The sequence below is a fragment of the Bosea sp. NBC_00550 genome, assembly GCF_026020075.1.
In the GTDB taxonomy this organism is placed as follows: Bacteria; Pseudomonadota; Alphaproteobacteria; order Rhizobiales; family Beijerinckiaceae; genus Allobosea.
On the sequence record NZ_CP102772.1, the window covers coordinates 3,150,660 to 3,164,674 of the forward strand.

General features: G+C 65.3%; 13 protein-coding genes. 6 read left to right on the forward strand and 7 right to left on the reverse strand.

Annotation, left to right across the window (positions count from 1 at the left end; genetic code table 11):
- Positions 1-4 precede the first annotated feature (4 nt).
- The 3 genes from NWE53_RS15170 (at position 5) to NWE53_RS15180 (ending at position 3,782) form a co-directional block, all read left to right on the forward strand.
- Complete coding sequence (locus NWE53_RS15170) at positions 5-2,245, forward strand: xanthine dehydrogenase family protein molybdopterin-binding subunit (protein ID WP_265050215.1); 2,241 nt, start codon at positions 5-7, stop codon at positions 2,243-2,245.
- A gap of 99 nt (positions 2,246-2,344) precedes the next feature.
- The gene (locus NWE53_RS15175; protein WP_265050216.1) at positions 2,345-3,121 is read left to right on the forward strand and encodes a transglutaminase-like domain-containing protein; all 777 of its coding nucleotides are present in this window, start codon (positions 2,345-2,347) and stop codon (positions 3,119-3,121) included.
- A gap of 13 nt (positions 3,122-3,134) precedes the next feature.
- A complete protein-coding gene (locus NWE53_RS15180; RefSeq protein WP_442864838.1) occupies positions 3,135-3,782 on the forward strand; it encodes a hypothetical protein in 648 nt (215 codons plus the stop codon).
- On the opposite strand, the gene NWE53_RS15185 is transcribed toward NWE53_RS15180, so the two are convergent.
- Complete coding sequence (locus NWE53_RS15185) at positions 3,779-4,294, reverse strand: invasion associated locus B family protein (protein WP_265050217.1); 516 nt, start codon at positions 4,292-4,294, stop codon at positions 3,779-3,781. The two genes, NWE53_RS15180 and NWE53_RS15185, sit on opposite strands and share 4 nt — an antisense overlap.
- A gap of 377 nt (positions 4,295-4,671) precedes the next feature.
- Here NWE53_RS15185 and NWE53_RS15190 point away from each other — a divergent pair, with 377 nt between their 5' ends.
- Positions 4,672-5,415: an aspartate/glutamate racemase family protein gene (locus tag NWE53_RS15190; RefSeq protein WP_265050218.1), complete on the forward strand. Its 744-nt coding sequence runs from the start codon at positions 4,672-4,674 to the stop codon at positions 5,413-5,415.
- A 94-nt stretch (positions 5,416-5,509) separates the two neighbouring features.
- On the opposite strand, the gene NWE53_RS15195 is transcribed toward NWE53_RS15190, so the two are convergent.
- A complete protein-coding gene (locus NWE53_RS15195; RefSeq protein ID WP_265050219.1) occupies positions 5,510-6,424 on the reverse strand; it encodes an NAD(P)-dependent oxidoreductase in 915 nt (304 codons plus the stop codon).
- A gap of 95 nt (positions 6,425-6,519) precedes the next feature.
- On the opposite strand from NWE53_RS15195, the gene NWE53_RS15200 reads away from it, so the two are divergent.
- Entirely contained in the window at positions 6,520-7,596 is a 1,077-nt protein-coding gene (locus NWE53_RS15200) for a LacI family DNA-binding transcriptional regulator (protein ID WP_265050220.1), read from the forward strand.
- A gap of 7 nt (positions 7,597-7,603) precedes the next feature.
- Here NWE53_RS15200 and NWE53_RS15205 read toward each other — a convergent pair whose 3' ends face one another.
- From NWE53_RS15205 to NWE53_RS15225, 5 genes are all read right to left on the reverse strand, one after another.
- Positions 7,604-8,509, reverse strand: coding sequence for an NAD(P)-dependent oxidoreductase (locus NWE53_RS15205; protein ID WP_265050221.1), 906 nt, complete (start codon positions 8,507-8,509; stop codon positions 7,604-7,606).
- Positions 8,510-8,602: 93 nt separating this feature from the next.
- A complete protein-coding gene (locus NWE53_RS15210) occupies positions 8,603-9,505 on the reverse strand; it encodes a carbohydrate ABC transporter permease (protein ID WP_265050222.1) in 903 nt (300 codons plus the stop codon).
- Positions 9,498-10,454: a carbohydrate ABC transporter permease gene (locus NWE53_RS15215; RefSeq protein WP_265050223.1), complete on the reverse strand. Its 957-nt coding sequence runs from the start codon at positions 10,452-10,454 to the stop codon at positions 9,498-9,500. Before NWE53_RS15215 ends, NWE53_RS15210 begins: the two co-directional genes overlap by 8 nt.
- Positions 10,455-10,520: 66 nt before the next feature.
- Entirely contained in the window at positions 10,521-11,825 is a 1,305-nt protein-coding gene (locus NWE53_RS15220) for an ABC transporter substrate-binding protein (RefSeq protein WP_265050224.1), read from the reverse strand.
- 113 nt (positions 11,826-11,938) lie between these two features.
- Positions 11,939-12,991, reverse strand: a complete 1,053-nt coding sequence (locus NWE53_RS15225) for an ABC transporter ATP-binding protein (RefSeq protein ID WP_265050225.1) — start codon at positions 12,989-12,991, stop codon at positions 11,939-11,941.
- 237 nt (positions 12,992-13,228) lie between these two features.
- On the opposite strand from NWE53_RS15225, the gene NWE53_RS15230 reads away from it, so the two are divergent.
- Positions 13,229-14,005 carry a FadR/GntR family transcriptional regulator gene (locus NWE53_RS15230; protein WP_265050226.1) on the forward strand — a complete coding sequence of 259 codons (777 nt, stop codon included), beginning with the start codon at positions 13,229-13,231 and terminating at the stop codon, positions 14,003-14,005.
- Positions 14,006-14,015 lie beyond the last annotated feature (10 nt).

The following is a 14,015-nucleotide window of genomic DNA, read 5'->3' on the forward strand; positions in this document are numbered from 1 at the left end:
CATCATGCTCAGGAACGATCCCCATGTCGGCTCGCCGCGCAGCCGCATCGACGGTGTCGCCAAGGTCGCCGGCCGTGCCACCTACGCCGCCGAATTCGACGCGCCCGGCCTGGTGCATGGCTACATTGTCGACAGTGCCATTCCACGCGGCCGCATCGTAGCGCTCGATCTGAATGCGGCTCTTGCGATTCCTGGCGTCATCAAGATCTTCACACATGAAGACCGTCCCAAGACCGCATGGTTCGACAGGAGCTACCGCGACCAGGTCGCACCGCCCGGCAAGCCGTTGCGGCCTCTCTATGATGATCGGATCCACCACAGCGATCAGCCGATCGCGCTGGTGGTCGCGGAGACCCTGGAGGCGGCGCGCGAAGCGGCCTCGCTGATCGGCGTAACCTATGAGCGCGCGCCTCACGAGACCGATCTTGAACGCGCCCGCCATGACAGCTATGTGCCGCCCAAGAAGCGTTCCGGCATCGCCCCGCCGCCCGATCCCAAGGGCGATGCGGCCGGCGCCTTCTCAGAATCTCCGATCAAGGTCAGCGCCGAATACGAACTCGCGATCGAGCATCACAATCCGATGGAGCTCCACGGCACGACGGTGGTCTGGGAGGGCGGCGGCAAGATAACCGTCCATGACAAGACCCAGGGCACCCTGAACACGCATGGCTATATCTCCTCGGTTTTCGGCCTTGCGAGCGACGATGTCAGGGTTGTCTCGCCGTTCGTGGGCGGCGCCTTCGGCTCGGCGCTCAGGCCGCACCACCAGCTCTTTCTCGCCGTGATGGCTTCGCTGGCGCTCGAACGCTCCGTTCGCGTGGAGATGACGCGAGCCCAGATGTTCAGCCATGTCCATCGCCCGCAGGCGATCAACACGGTGGCGATCGGTGCGGACGCCGACGGACATATCCGCTCGCTGCAGCATAATGCAGTCGCGGCGACATCGCGCTACGAGGACTACCAGGAGAACGTCGTCAACTGGTCGGGCATGCTCTATCACAGCGACGCGACGCAGCTGGGCTACGAACTCGCCAAGCTCGACATTCCCACTCCCGGCGACATGCGCGCTCCGGGTGCGCCGACAGGGCTTTTCGCTCTCGAGAGCGCGATGGACGAGTTGGCCTATGCGACCGGCATCGACCCGATCGAGTTGCGCTTGCGGAACTATACCGATCGCGACGAGAACGACGACAAGCCGCTGACCTCGAAGGAACTGCGCGCCTGCTATGCCGAAGGGGCCGCCCGCTTCGGCTGGAGCAAGCGCAATCCAGCGCCACGTGCGACGCGCGCCGGCAAGGAACTCGTCGGCTGGGGCATGGCCAGCGGTGTCTGGGAAGCGATGATGATGAAATCATCGGCCCGGGCCAGATTGGGCCGCGACGGCCGCCTCGAAATCGGCTGTGCGACGTCGGATATCGGAACGGGCACCTACACGATCCTGGCGCAGATCGGGGCCGACGCGCTGGGGCTGGATCTCGATGCGGTGAGCGTGAAGCTCGGCGATTCATCGCTCGCGATGGCTCCCATCCAGGGCGGCTCCTGGACCGCCGCTTCCTCCGGCAGCGCGGTCATGCTGACCTGCAGGAAGCTTTGCGAAACCCTGCTCAAATACGCTGGGGCCGTTGAAGGATCGCCGCTCGCAGGCGCTGCGATAGAGGACATCGCCTTCGGCGGGGGCTACATCCGCTTGTGCACCGCGCCCGACCGAACTGTGTCCATCGCGGACGCGCTGACGGCCGCCGGCGTCGACCATGTCGAGGCGGAAGAGACTGCAAGCCCCGGCCTTATCGGCCCGCTGCGGCACGCCTCCTATACGCATTCCGCCGTCTTCGCCGAGGTTCATGTCGATGAGGAACTCGACATCGTGCGCGTGACGCGTGTGGTCAGCGCGGTCGCCGCCGGGCGCATTCTCAATCCGAAGACCGCACGCAGCCAGATCATGGGCGGCGTGGTCTGGGGCATCGGCATGGCCCTCCACGAGGAGACGATGACCGACCATCGCTTCGGCCGGTTCATGAACCGCAACCTCGGCGAATATCATGTGCCTGTTAATGCCGACATCGACGGGATCGAGGTGATCTTCGTCGAGGAGCACGACAAGAAAGTCAGCCCTATCGGCGTGAAGGGGCTCGGCGAGATCGGCGTCGTCGGGACCGCTGCCGCTATCGCCAACGCGATCTTCCATGCGACCGGCAAACGGGTCAGGAGCCTGCCGATCACTGTCGACAAGCTGATGGCCGCCTGACGGCGCATGCTTGCTACTCCGGTCGCTCGGTTCCCTGCCGCCGGCTGGGAACATCGTCCAGCCGTTCCCGTTGTCCGCAGGCTGAAAGAGGGGTGATCGATGCGGCTGCGGACCAAGGCTGAACTGAAATATTCCTTTGCCGAGCCGACCCAGATCATCGGGCTGTTGCACGCGGCGAAATCGCCCGACCAACTGCTTTTGTCGGAGGTGCTCGAAGTCAGCCCGGACACACCGGTTTCCGTGGACGAAGGCCTTTCGGGAGATCGCCGTTTCCGTGCCTGCCTTTCGGGCGAAGTCTCGGTTGCCTATCAGGCCGAAGTCGAGAACAACGCCCGGCAACTGTTGCCCGTAGCGGGACGCCAACATGTCTGGGGCGAGTTACCCGTCGAGGTTCTCCCCTACCTGCTGCCGAGCAGATTCTGTCCCAGCGATCAGTTCCAGCGGTTTTCGCAGCGGGAATTCGGAGCGGCCGGCGATGGCGTCGCGCGCGTCATGGCGATCCTCGACTGGATCAATCGCCACGTCGACTATGTCCACGGCGTCAGCACGGCCGAGTCGACGGCAGCTCATACATTCACGGTCCGCGCGGGCGTCTGCCGCGACTTCACCCATCTCGGCATCACGCTCTGCCGGGCACTTTCCATCCCGGCACGGGCTGTGAGCGCCTATGCGTTCGAGCTTGATCCACCCGACTTTCATGCCGTCATGGAGGTCTATCTGGAAAACGACTGGTGGTTGATCGACACGACACGGCTGGCGCCCGTCGAAGGTCTCGTGCGCATCGCTCATGGCCGAGACGCGGCAGACATCGCTTTCCTGACCACCGACAAGCCCTGCCAGTTGATCAATCAGACCGTCCAGGTCGAACGGCTGTGAAGGAGAGTGCGCCGTGAACCAGGCAACCGTCACCGCGCTTCATCTCGAAGAACGGGATGGCGTACCGAACAATCCCCGGCTCCCGGTGCTGGTCTATGAGGCGGCCTTTTCGCCCGAGACACCCGATCTGGCTGCGGCGATGGAAAAGCGCTTTGCCGAGAACGGCTGGCCGCCACAATGGCGAAACGGCATCTACGATTTCCACCACTACCACTCGCAGGGACATGAAGTGCTCGGCATCGCCGCAGGATCGGCCGACATCACGCTGGGAGGCCCGTGCGGCCGAGACCTGACGATCCGGGCCGGCGATGTCTTGCTGCTTTCCCGCCGGCACCGGTCATTGTCGCGTCGAAGCATCGGACGATTTCCTCGTGATCGGGGCCTATCCGCCCGGCCAGAGCGCCGACATCCTGCGCGATGCGCCGACTGCGGCGATCCGGGCTGCGATCGCACGTCTCTCGTTCCCTCCGACCGATCCGGTTCGCGGCGAAGACGGCCCACTCAGCCGGTAATGGGGCGAAATGCTCTGAGGCTCGGCGCTCGTTCTGAACGAATTGCGCCGTTCCGGAACCGTATCCAGCCATCTCTCCTCGTGCAGCGCCGACCAGCAGCACACCGGCACCTGCCGACGCCGGCAGGTGCCTGGGCCTCAGGCGCCTAGCTCTGCGTCGCGTCCGAATTGCAGCGCTGCAGCATGCGCGAGGCGGCCGTGACACCCGTCAGCGAGAACGTATAGGTCGTCGCGTTGCCGCGGGCGGAGCGTGCTTCCAGCACCATGTCATTGCCGGCCCGCATCGCGGCGAGCAGCGCCGGCTCGCGTTCGAGGCGTTCGATCCAGGCATTGCTACCTTCGGTCAACATGCGGAAGCTGTTGTCGCCGATGGTGACGGTCACGATGGAATCCTTGGCGAAATCGTAGCCCGCCTGGAAACTCGATTCCGTGTCGCTGCCGCGCGCACCCGTCTGCACAAAGAAGAGAACCTCGCCATGGCGCAGCTCCGATGGTTCTTCCATCTGCGGCTTGCTCATGATGAAGCAACGCTGCGTATCACCGTTTTCATAGGCAGCCGCATTCCAGGCGTTGAACTGCCCAAGCAGTTTTGGGGTGGCGGCTTCAGCTGCCGAGGCTCCCAGAACGACGAGGAATATCGCCGAGAGTGCATTTTTGATCATCGTCTCATCTCCTTTGCCCGATCAAGGTGGAAAGAAGAGCCTTACCGAGGCGTTAACATGGCCTCGATAATGTGTGCGTCGATGCAGCGCAGGTTTCCGATCGCGACGTGCTCACCCTCAGTGACAGCGCCTCTGCGGCTGATGTGAGAGAGGAAGTTCTGCGCCGTTTTCGAGGCCGGAGGAGGCGGCTAGACCGGCCATATCGTCGAGCCGGCCAAGGGCAGTGACCTTGCTGTGTGAAAGCCGGAATGCGAAAAGGGCTCGTCGTCGGCGTCCCGTCGGCTCGGCGCTGAATACTGCCTGGTCGGCAGCGTTTGCGCCCTGCGGGATCGGGCCGGCGCTCAGGATCGGATCGATCGTAGCGGCTGGACCAAACCTTGCGCATCCTCGTCATCAATCCCAACACCATGCCGGAAATGACGGCCCTGGTCGGGCGCGTGATCGAGCCCTATCTGCCGCCACAGGCGACGCTCGTGCCGGTGACAGGGCGTTTCGGTGCGCATTACATCGCCAGCCGCAGCGCCAGCGTCGTGGCCGCCCACGCCGCGCTGGAGGCCTTCGCCGAGCATGGGCAAGGCTGCGACGGTGTCTATCTCGCCTGCTTCGGCGATCCCGGCCTGCTCGCGCTCAAGGAAATGGCGCGCATCCCGGTCGTCGGCATGGCGGAAGCGAGCAGCCGTCTTGCCGCTGAACAGGCGGAGCGCTTCGCCATCGTCACCGGTGGCGAGCGCTGGGGGCCGATGCTGCACGAATTCGTCGGCTCGATCGGCCTCGGCGACCGCCTCGCCGCCGTCGAGACGGTCGCTCCCACCGGGGCCGACATCGCCCGCGATCCCGATGGCTCCATCGCGATGCTGGCGGAAGCCTGCCGCCGTGTGGCGCGGCGCGACGGCGCCGGCGCGGTCATTCTCGGTGGCGCCGGCCTGGCCGGACTTGCCGCCCGGGTCCAGCCTCATGTCGACATTCCCGTGATCTGCTCGGCCGAAGCCGGCATCCGGATGCTGCTCGGCGCGCTCGACCAGCCCTTGCGCAAGCCCCTGAGCGGCGATCTCGCCCTGCCGCCCCCCGTCACCAGCACGGGGCTTTCCGACGGGCTGGCCCGCCTGCTGGCGCACCCCTGAAAGAGCCGGCGTCATTCTCGGGCGGCGCGAAACGCAGACCCGAGAATCCCGATCAGGAGATGCTCGGGTCGAGCCCGAGCATGACGGCGCCAACCTATTTGCCGGCCAGTGATGTGCCGTTGAGCCCGGCGATCCAGTCCGACAACATCGGCACGTAGTCGTCGCCATGGCCGCTCGCCACCGCCGCGGCGTAGCTGTTCTTCACCGCGTTGCCGATCGGATTGGCGACGCCGGCCTTGTTGGCCACGCTCTCGAGATAGCGCACATCCTTCAGCGCGTTGCTGAGCGTGAACTTGTGGGCGTCCCTGTCGCGCTCCAGCACGTATTTCATGAAGGTCTGGTAGAAGCCGCAATCCATGCGGCTGCCGCGCAGCACGCTGTCGAAGGTCTGGGGCGAGATCCCGATCTTCTGGCCGAGCGTCAGCGCCTCCGCATAGATCGCGGCATAGCCCAGCGACAGGAAGTTGTTGATCAGCTTCATCTTGTGGCCGTCGCCGACCGGGCCGAGATGCACGATCTTCTGCGCCCACGCCTCGCAGGCCGGCTTGATGCGCGCGAAGATTTCGGGCGAGGCGCCGATCATCGCGGAGAGCTGCCCTTGCGCCGCCTGGGCCGGCGTGCCGCCGAGCGGCGCGTCGGCGAGATGCAGGCCCTTCGCCTCCAGCTCCGCGGCAAGCCTGACCGTCACCGTCGGGTCGGAGGTCGAGCAGTCGACGATCACCGTGCCCGGCTTTGCGCCGGCGATGATGCCGTTCTCGCCCGTCACCACGGCCTCGACCTGGGCCGAGCCGGTGACGCACAGGAAGATGATGGTCGAACGTGCCGCCAGTTCCCTTGGCGTCTTCGCCTCGACCGCGCCGGCCGCGACCAGCTCCTCGACCGGCTTGCGGTTGCGATGTCCCATCACGGTGAGCGGAAAGCCCTTGTCGACGAGATTGCGGGCCATGCCCTGCCCCATCAGGCCGACGCCGATGAAGCCCACGGACTCTTTGGTTGCAGTCATCTTCAAATTCTCCCGCTGATATGGTTGAGATGAAACGTGACGTGGAGAAAACGACCCGACTCGCCGGCTATCGCGAGGTCAGCGCTCACAATGGACGAGACATGACTGCCGACGGCCCGCCCGAGACCAGCCGGACCAGAAGCCCGACCGCGGTGGGTCCTTCCGGCCGCAACCGTGTGACCCTGCAGATCATCGCCGACCATCTTTCCGTCTCGACCGCGACGGTGTCGCTCGCTTTGCGCGGCTCGCCGCTCGTCGCCGAGGCGACGCGCGAGCGCGTGCGGGAGATCGCCCGCTCGATGGGCTACAGCTACAACCGCAGCGCCGCCTCGCTGCGGACCGACCGGACCAACATCATCGGTGTCGGCTTTCACGACATCACCAATCCCTATTTTGCCGAGCTTCTAGCTGCGATCGAGGAAACCGCCGGCCGGCACGGCCGTTCGATCCTGCTCGGCACCTATGCCGAGAATCGCGACAAGCAGGCCCGCGTGCTCGGCATCCTCTCCGAGTATCGCCCGGACGGCATGATCCTCTGCTCGGCTGGCGGCAGCACCGTGGAGAGCCTGGCTCCGCTGATCGATGCCGGCGTGCCGATCGTCCAGCTCTCGCGCGAGATCGCCGGGGCCGACCTCGATTTCGTCGGCTCCGACGACCGCCACGGCACGACCCAGGCCATGGAACACCTGATCGGGATCGGCCATCGCCGGATCGCCTTCCTCTGCGCCAATGAGAGCATCTCGACCGGGCGCAACCGCTACGCCGGCTATCGTGCGGCGCTCGTACGCTTCGGCCTGCCGTTCGACCCGGCTCTCGTGCATTTCGACTATGGCACCCGCGAAACCGGCCTGAAAGGCATCCAGAACGTGCTCGATGCTGCCAACCCGCCGACCGCGGCCGTCTGCATGAACGATCTCGCCGCCTTCGGCGCCGTGCTCGGCCTGCGCCATCGCGGGCTCGAGGCCGGCCGCGATTTCTCGATCGTCGGCTGCGACGACGTGAAGGAGGCCGCCCAGTGGTTTCCCGCCCTCACCACCGTCCACAACTTCCAGAACGAGATGGGCGCGAAGTCGGCCGAGTTCCTGCTGAACCGGATCGCCAACCCGGCCGCGCCGACCCAGCGCCTGCTGCTGACGCCCGCGCTGATCATCCGCGGGACGACCTGCCCGCCGCGCTGAGCCGAGCTCAGGCATCGTTGGCGGGCTTCGCGTTGAGCGCCCGGTAGGCCCTGACCACCTGCGAATCGTCGCGCCCACCATGGCCGAGGCCGGACGAGGCGAGGAACATCTGATGGGCGGCCGCCGCCAGCGGCAGCGCCGTCTTCGCCGCGCGCCCGGCGTCGAGCACGATGCCGAGATCCTTGACGAAGATGTCGACCGCGCTCGCCACGGCCGGATCGGGCTCATGCATGCGCGGCCCGCGATCCCTGAGCATCCAGGACGAGGCGGCCGAGCCGCCCATGATCTCGAACAGCAGGCGCCCGTCGATGCCGGCCTTCTCGGCCAGCGACAGCGCCTCCGCGGCGACGGCGATATGGACGCCGCAGAGCAGCTGGTTGACGGTCTTCACCGTCGCGCCCTGCCCCGCCTTCTCGCCGACATGGAAGACCTTGTCGCCGAGCGCGTCGAGCACAGGCTTCGCCCGCGCGAAGCTCTCGCTCGGCGCCCCGACCATGATCGTCAGCGTCGCGTTGCGCGCGCCGTTGACGCCCCCCGAGACCGGGGCATCGATGAAATGCCGGCCTGTCTTCACGACCTCCGCCGCGATCGCCTCCGCCTCACCCGGCGGGCAGGTCGCCATCAGGATCACGGTCGCGCCAGGAGCAAGCGCTTCCAGCGCGCCGGCCTCGAACAGCACCGCGCGCGCCTGGGCGGCGTTGACCACCATTAGCACCAGCGCTTCGGCACCGTCCGCAGCGTCCCTGGCACTGATAGCGGCGTGCCCGCCGGCGGCGACCAGCGCCTCTCGCACGGCCTCGCGCATGTCGAAGCCGGTGACGCGGAACTGCTTCGTGACGAGGTTCTCGGCCATCGGCGCGCCCATGGCGCCAAGCCCGACGAAGGCGATGGTGGAGATCGATTTATCGGTCATGCGAACGGGTACTCTTTGAACGAAAGCGGGCACGGCTCACGCCATGCCCGCGATGGGGGAAGCCGGCCCGCGCCAGGCCGGCGCCGAAGCCGGTTACTCCTTCACCGCACCCGTCATCGAGGCAACGTAATAGTCGACGAAGAAGGAATAGAGGATCGCGACCGGGATCGAGCCCAAGAGCGCGCCGGCCATCAGCGAGCCCCAGTGATAGACGTCGCCCTCCACGAGCTGGGTCAGCACCGCGACCGGCACCGTCTTCTTCTCCGCCGACTGGATGAAGGCGAGCGCGTAGATGAACTCGTTCCAGGACAGGGTGAAGGCGAAGATGCCGGCCGAGATCAGGCCGGGCATGGCGAGCGGCAAGGTGATGCGCCACAGGGTTTGCAGCCGCGTCGCCCCGTCGATCATCGCGCATTCCTCGAGCTCATAGGGGATCGACTTGAAATAGCCGATCAGGAGCCAGGTGCAGAAGGGGATGAGGAAGGTCGGATAGGTCAGGATCAACGCCAGCGGCGAGTCGAACAGGCCGAACTGGAAGATCAGCGTCGCCAGCGGGATGAACAGAATCGAGGGCGGCACGAGATAAGCGAGATAGATCGCGAGTCCGACATATTGCGAGCCCTTGAACCGCAGCCGCTGAATCGCATAGGCGGCGAGCACGCTGGAAAACAGCGAGAGCGCAGTCGCCACCGCCGCGACCATCATCGTGGTCCAGAGCCATTGCGGATAATCGGTCTGGAACAGCAGCTTGTTGATGTTCTCGAGCGTCGGCGACTTCACCCAGAACGGGTTGTTGTTCTTGTAGTCGAGCAGCTCCGCGTTCGGTTTGATCGCGGTGATCGCCATCCAGTAGAACGGGAACAGCAGCACGAGCAGGAAGAGCGACAGCGGCAGGTACAGCATGATGAAGCGCCGCGGGCCGGACGACCAGTCGATGACGCCTTCACGCTCCTTGTCCTTGAGATGCGGACGCGCGCTGAGGGCCTGATCAGTCATTGTCTTCCCCCTGCTGCCACTTGCGCCGGGCAAGGCCGAAATAGCTGAACAGCGTCGCCATCACGAGGAACGGGATCATCGCCACCGCGATCGCCGCGCCCTCGCCGAGCTGACCGCCTGGAATGCCGCGCTGGAAGGCGAGCGTCGCCATCAGATGCGTCGCGTTCACCGGTCCGCCGCGGGTGATGGCGTAGACGAGCTGGAAATCGGTGAAGGTGAACAGCACCGAGAAGGTCAGCACGATCGCCAGGATCGGCATCAGCATCGGGAAGGTCACGTGCCGAAAGCGCTGCCAGGCATTGGCGCCATCGAGCATCGCTGCTTCGTACAGCGCCGGCGAGATGGTCTGCAGGCCGGCGAGAAGCGAGATCGCGACGAAGGGGATGCCGCGCCAGATATTCGCCGCGATCAGCGAGAAGCGCGCCGGCCAGGGCTGTCCGAGGAAGTCGATATAGGTGTCGCGCCAGCCGAGCACGTCGACCAGCACGTAGGAGATGATCGAGAACTGCGGATCGTAGATCCACCAGAAGGCGATGGCCGAGAGCACCGTCGGCACGATCCAGGGAATCAGGATGATCGCCCGCAGCAGCGACTTCATCGGCAGATGGTTGTTGAGCAGCAACGCCAGCCACAGGCCGAGGGCGAATTTCCCGATCGTCGCCACCCCCGTATAGAGCAGCGTGTTCCAGACTGCGGTGATGAAGACCCGGTCGTACCAGAGCGATTGGAAATTCTCGAACCCGATGAAATTACCGGCGCGGCCGATGCGCGTATCGGTGAAGGCGAGCCAGATGCCCAGGCCCAGCGGGTAGCTGAGAAAGACCAGCAGGAAGCCCGCCGCGGGCAGCAGGCAGAGGAAGATCAGGAACGGTTTATAGTCGAACAGACGCACCAGCCAGTTTTGCTGCAGGCTGTAGACGGTTCGCGATTCGACGGCAGCTATCGCCATGGCGCGCTCGCATTTTGGACCGGCATTCCCGGCCGCCGACCATGGACGGCGGCCGGGAAAAGCGGGTCAGGTCCGATAGTAGCGCTTGGCACGGCGCTCGGCTTCAGCAGCGGCTTCCTCCGGCGTCGCCTGACCGGCGCAGACCGAGGCGACCATCTGGACGACGACGTATTCGGCGTTGACCGTGCCGGCGGCCTCGTTGATCGAGCCCTTGTAGCCGCTCCAGAGCGCGCGCTCCCAGGTGTCGCGATAGACCAGGATCTTCGGGTCGCCCGACCACACCTTGCTCTCGGCTAAGCCCTTCAGCGGCTGGGTCCAGTAGCCGAAGCAGCCGGTCAGCCACTTGTCGTACTGCTCCTTCTCCATCATGAAGCGGAGATATTCCTTGGCCGCGTTCGGGAACTTGGTGTGTTTGAACGCCATGGCGTTGATCACCAGGGCAGGCTCGGACGGGCGTCCGAACGGGCCGACCGGCATGGTCGCGTGGTTCAGGTCCTTGGCGATCGCCGCGGTCTTCTCGTCCTTCGAGTTCTTGATCGAGAAGTAGAGTGAGACGCCGTTCTGGGTGACGCCGATTTCGCCGGCCGTCAGCGCCTTGTTGTTGCTGATGTCGAGCCAGGAGAGCGTGCCGGGAATGAAGGTCTCGTAGAGCGCCTTGGCGTATTTCAGTGCCGCGACCGTCTCCTTCGAATTGATCGCGACCTTGTTGTTCTCGTCGACCATGTAGCCGCCATGGGTCCAGACGAGCCAGTTGCAGAAGGCGTTGCCGTCGCCGACCGCGTTGCCGAGCGCGAAGCCGGCCGGATGGCCGTTGGCCTTGAGCTTGCGGCAGAGGTTGAGAAAGCCGTCGAGATCCTTCGGGAAGGTATCGAAGCCCGCTTCCTTGACCCAGGATTCGCGATACACCGCCGGCGCGCCGGAAGCGCCCATCGGGATCGAGATCCACTGGTTGGTCTTGTCCTTCTTGCCGTATTTCTCGGCGATCGGGTACCAGCCGCCATATTTCTTGCCGAGATCCTCGGCGATCGGCGTGAGGTCGATCAACTTGTCGGAGAAGATGTGCGGATCATCCGCCCAGCCGACGACGATATCGGGCCCGGCACCGGTATTGGCGGTGACCGCCGTCTGCGGCCGCAGGTCTTCCCAGCCGGCATAGTCGACCCGGACCGGCACGCCCGTCGCCTTGGTGAAGGCCTCGGTGTTCTCGTTGAAGATCGCCTGGTCGGGATCGACGAATTTGGTCGGGCGCAGGACACGCAGTGTCGCGCCCTTCTCGATATTGGCCTGTGCTATCGCAGGCGCCAGCGGCAGCGTGGCCCCTGCTGCAAGCCCCGCGCCGCCGATCAGCACGTCTCTTCTGGAAATGCTCATGAAACCGTCTCCTCCGTTGGCGCGGCGGAGGCCTGCATGGGACCTCCGTCCTGCATGGATTATGGGCATTGGACAGCCGTCATCCGCCGCCCGGCTCGCGGGCGGCGAATTCGTTAGAGCCGCTTGCCGGTCGCAGCGTCGAAGAGATGCGTCACGCTGGTGTCGGGCGTGATGCCGATGGTCTCGCCCGGCTTGGCGGTGATGCGCTCACGGAAGATGCAGGTCAGGTCCTGCCCGCCGCAGCGGACGACGACCTGCGTCTCCGAGCCCATCGGCTCGACGACCGCGACCTGGGCCTTCAGGCCATTCGGATCGAGCTGGAAGTGCTCGGGGCGGATGCCGAGCACGGCCGCGCGCCCTTCGGAATCCGCCGGATGCTGGCCGATCGGCCAGACGACGCCGCCTTCGGTCTCGAAGCCGTTGGCCGTGATCTTGCCCTTGAGCAGGTTCATCGACGGCGAGCCGATGAAGGCCGCGACGAACAGGTTCGCCGGATTGTCGTAGAGATCGAGCGGCGCGCCCATCTGCTCGACGATGCCGTCATGCATGACGACGATCTTGTCGGCCATGGTCATGGCCTCGATCTGGTCGTGCGTGACGTAGACCGTCGTGGTCTTCAGCCGCTGGTGCAATTCCTTGATCTCGGTGCGCATCTGAACGCGCAGCTTGGCATCGAGGTTCGAGAGCGGCTCGTCGAACAGGAAGACCTGCGGATCGCGGACGATGGCGCGACCCATGGCGACGCGCTGCCGCTGGCCGCCCGAGAGCTGGCGCGGAAAGCGCTCGAGCAGATTGTTCAGCCCGAGGATCTGCGCCGCCTTGTTGACGCGCTCGTCGATCTCGGCCTTCGGCGCCTTCCGGAGCTTCATCGAGAAGGCCATGTTGTCGGCGACCGTCATATGCGGATAGAGCGCATAGTTCTGGAACACCATGGCGATGTCGCGCTCCTTCGGAGGCACGTCGTTCACCACGCGCGGCCCGATCCGGATCTCGCCGCCCGAGATGTTCTCGAGCCCGGCGATCATCCGCAGCAGCGTCGACTTTCCGCAGCCCGAGGGGCCGACGAGGATGACGAATTCGCCGTCGTTGATGTCGATGTCGACGCCGTGGATGACCTGCGTAGACCCGTACGCCTTGCGTACATCGGCGATCTGGACTGAAGCCATGCCGTCTTCCCTGCTTTCCGTTCCCTGTCGCACCGCCCGTCGAGCAGGCAGTTAGCGACCACAATCGGTTTCTTGTGACCGAATGATGAAAGCGGACCTCGCCTGCTTCTGGCGATTGTGTCCGTTCCAGTCTGCGATAAAGTCATACGATAGAAGCGGGCGTGTCAAGCGCCGCCATGGCCTGCACCTCGCGCCCGATACGGGGCCGCGGCGAGGCGATCGAGGGAGGGGCTACCGATGCGCGTGCGCGACTTCTCGCGGCCGACGACTCTCAATCCGGACCGCCTCTTCGGCCAGGTCGCACAGAAGCTCGCGGTCGCGATCATCACCGGCCGCGTGAAGGCGGGCGAGGTCCTGCCCAACGAGGACGATCTGCGCTCGGACATCTCGGTTTCGCGCACCGCCTACCGCGAGGCGGTCAAGGTCCTGACGGCCAAGGGGCTGGTGGAGGCCCGCCCGAAGAGCGGCACCCGCGCCGCGTCGCGCGAACGCTGGAATCTGCTCGATCCGGACGTCCTCTCCTGGCATTTCGAGGCCGACCCGAACGAGCGATTCATTCGCGATCTCTTCGAGTTGCGCCGCTTCGTCGAGCCCAGCGCGGCCCGGCTCGCCGCCCAGCGCCGGACCTCCGCCGACATCGCCCGGATCGAGGCGGCCTATCGCGGCATGGTCGACAATCCGCCCTATGCCGAAGCGACGATCCGCGCCGATCTTGCTTTCCATGAAGCGATCTTCTCCGCGGCGCAGAATGCGGCGCTGCAATGCCTCGCCAGCGCCGTCATCGCCACGCTGCAATGGTCGCTGCTGCTCAAGACCGGCGACGAGGTCGCCTATGTCGAGTCCCTGCCCGATCACGAGCATGTGCTGCTCGCCATCATCGACCGCGACGGCGATCTGGCCTCGGCCCGCATGGCCGGGCTGGTGATCGATAGCCTGAACACGACCCTGGCCTCCATCGGCACGCACAACGCCACGGAGACCGGAAAAATCATGCGAATAAAGCATACTAAATAAGCGCCCGGCG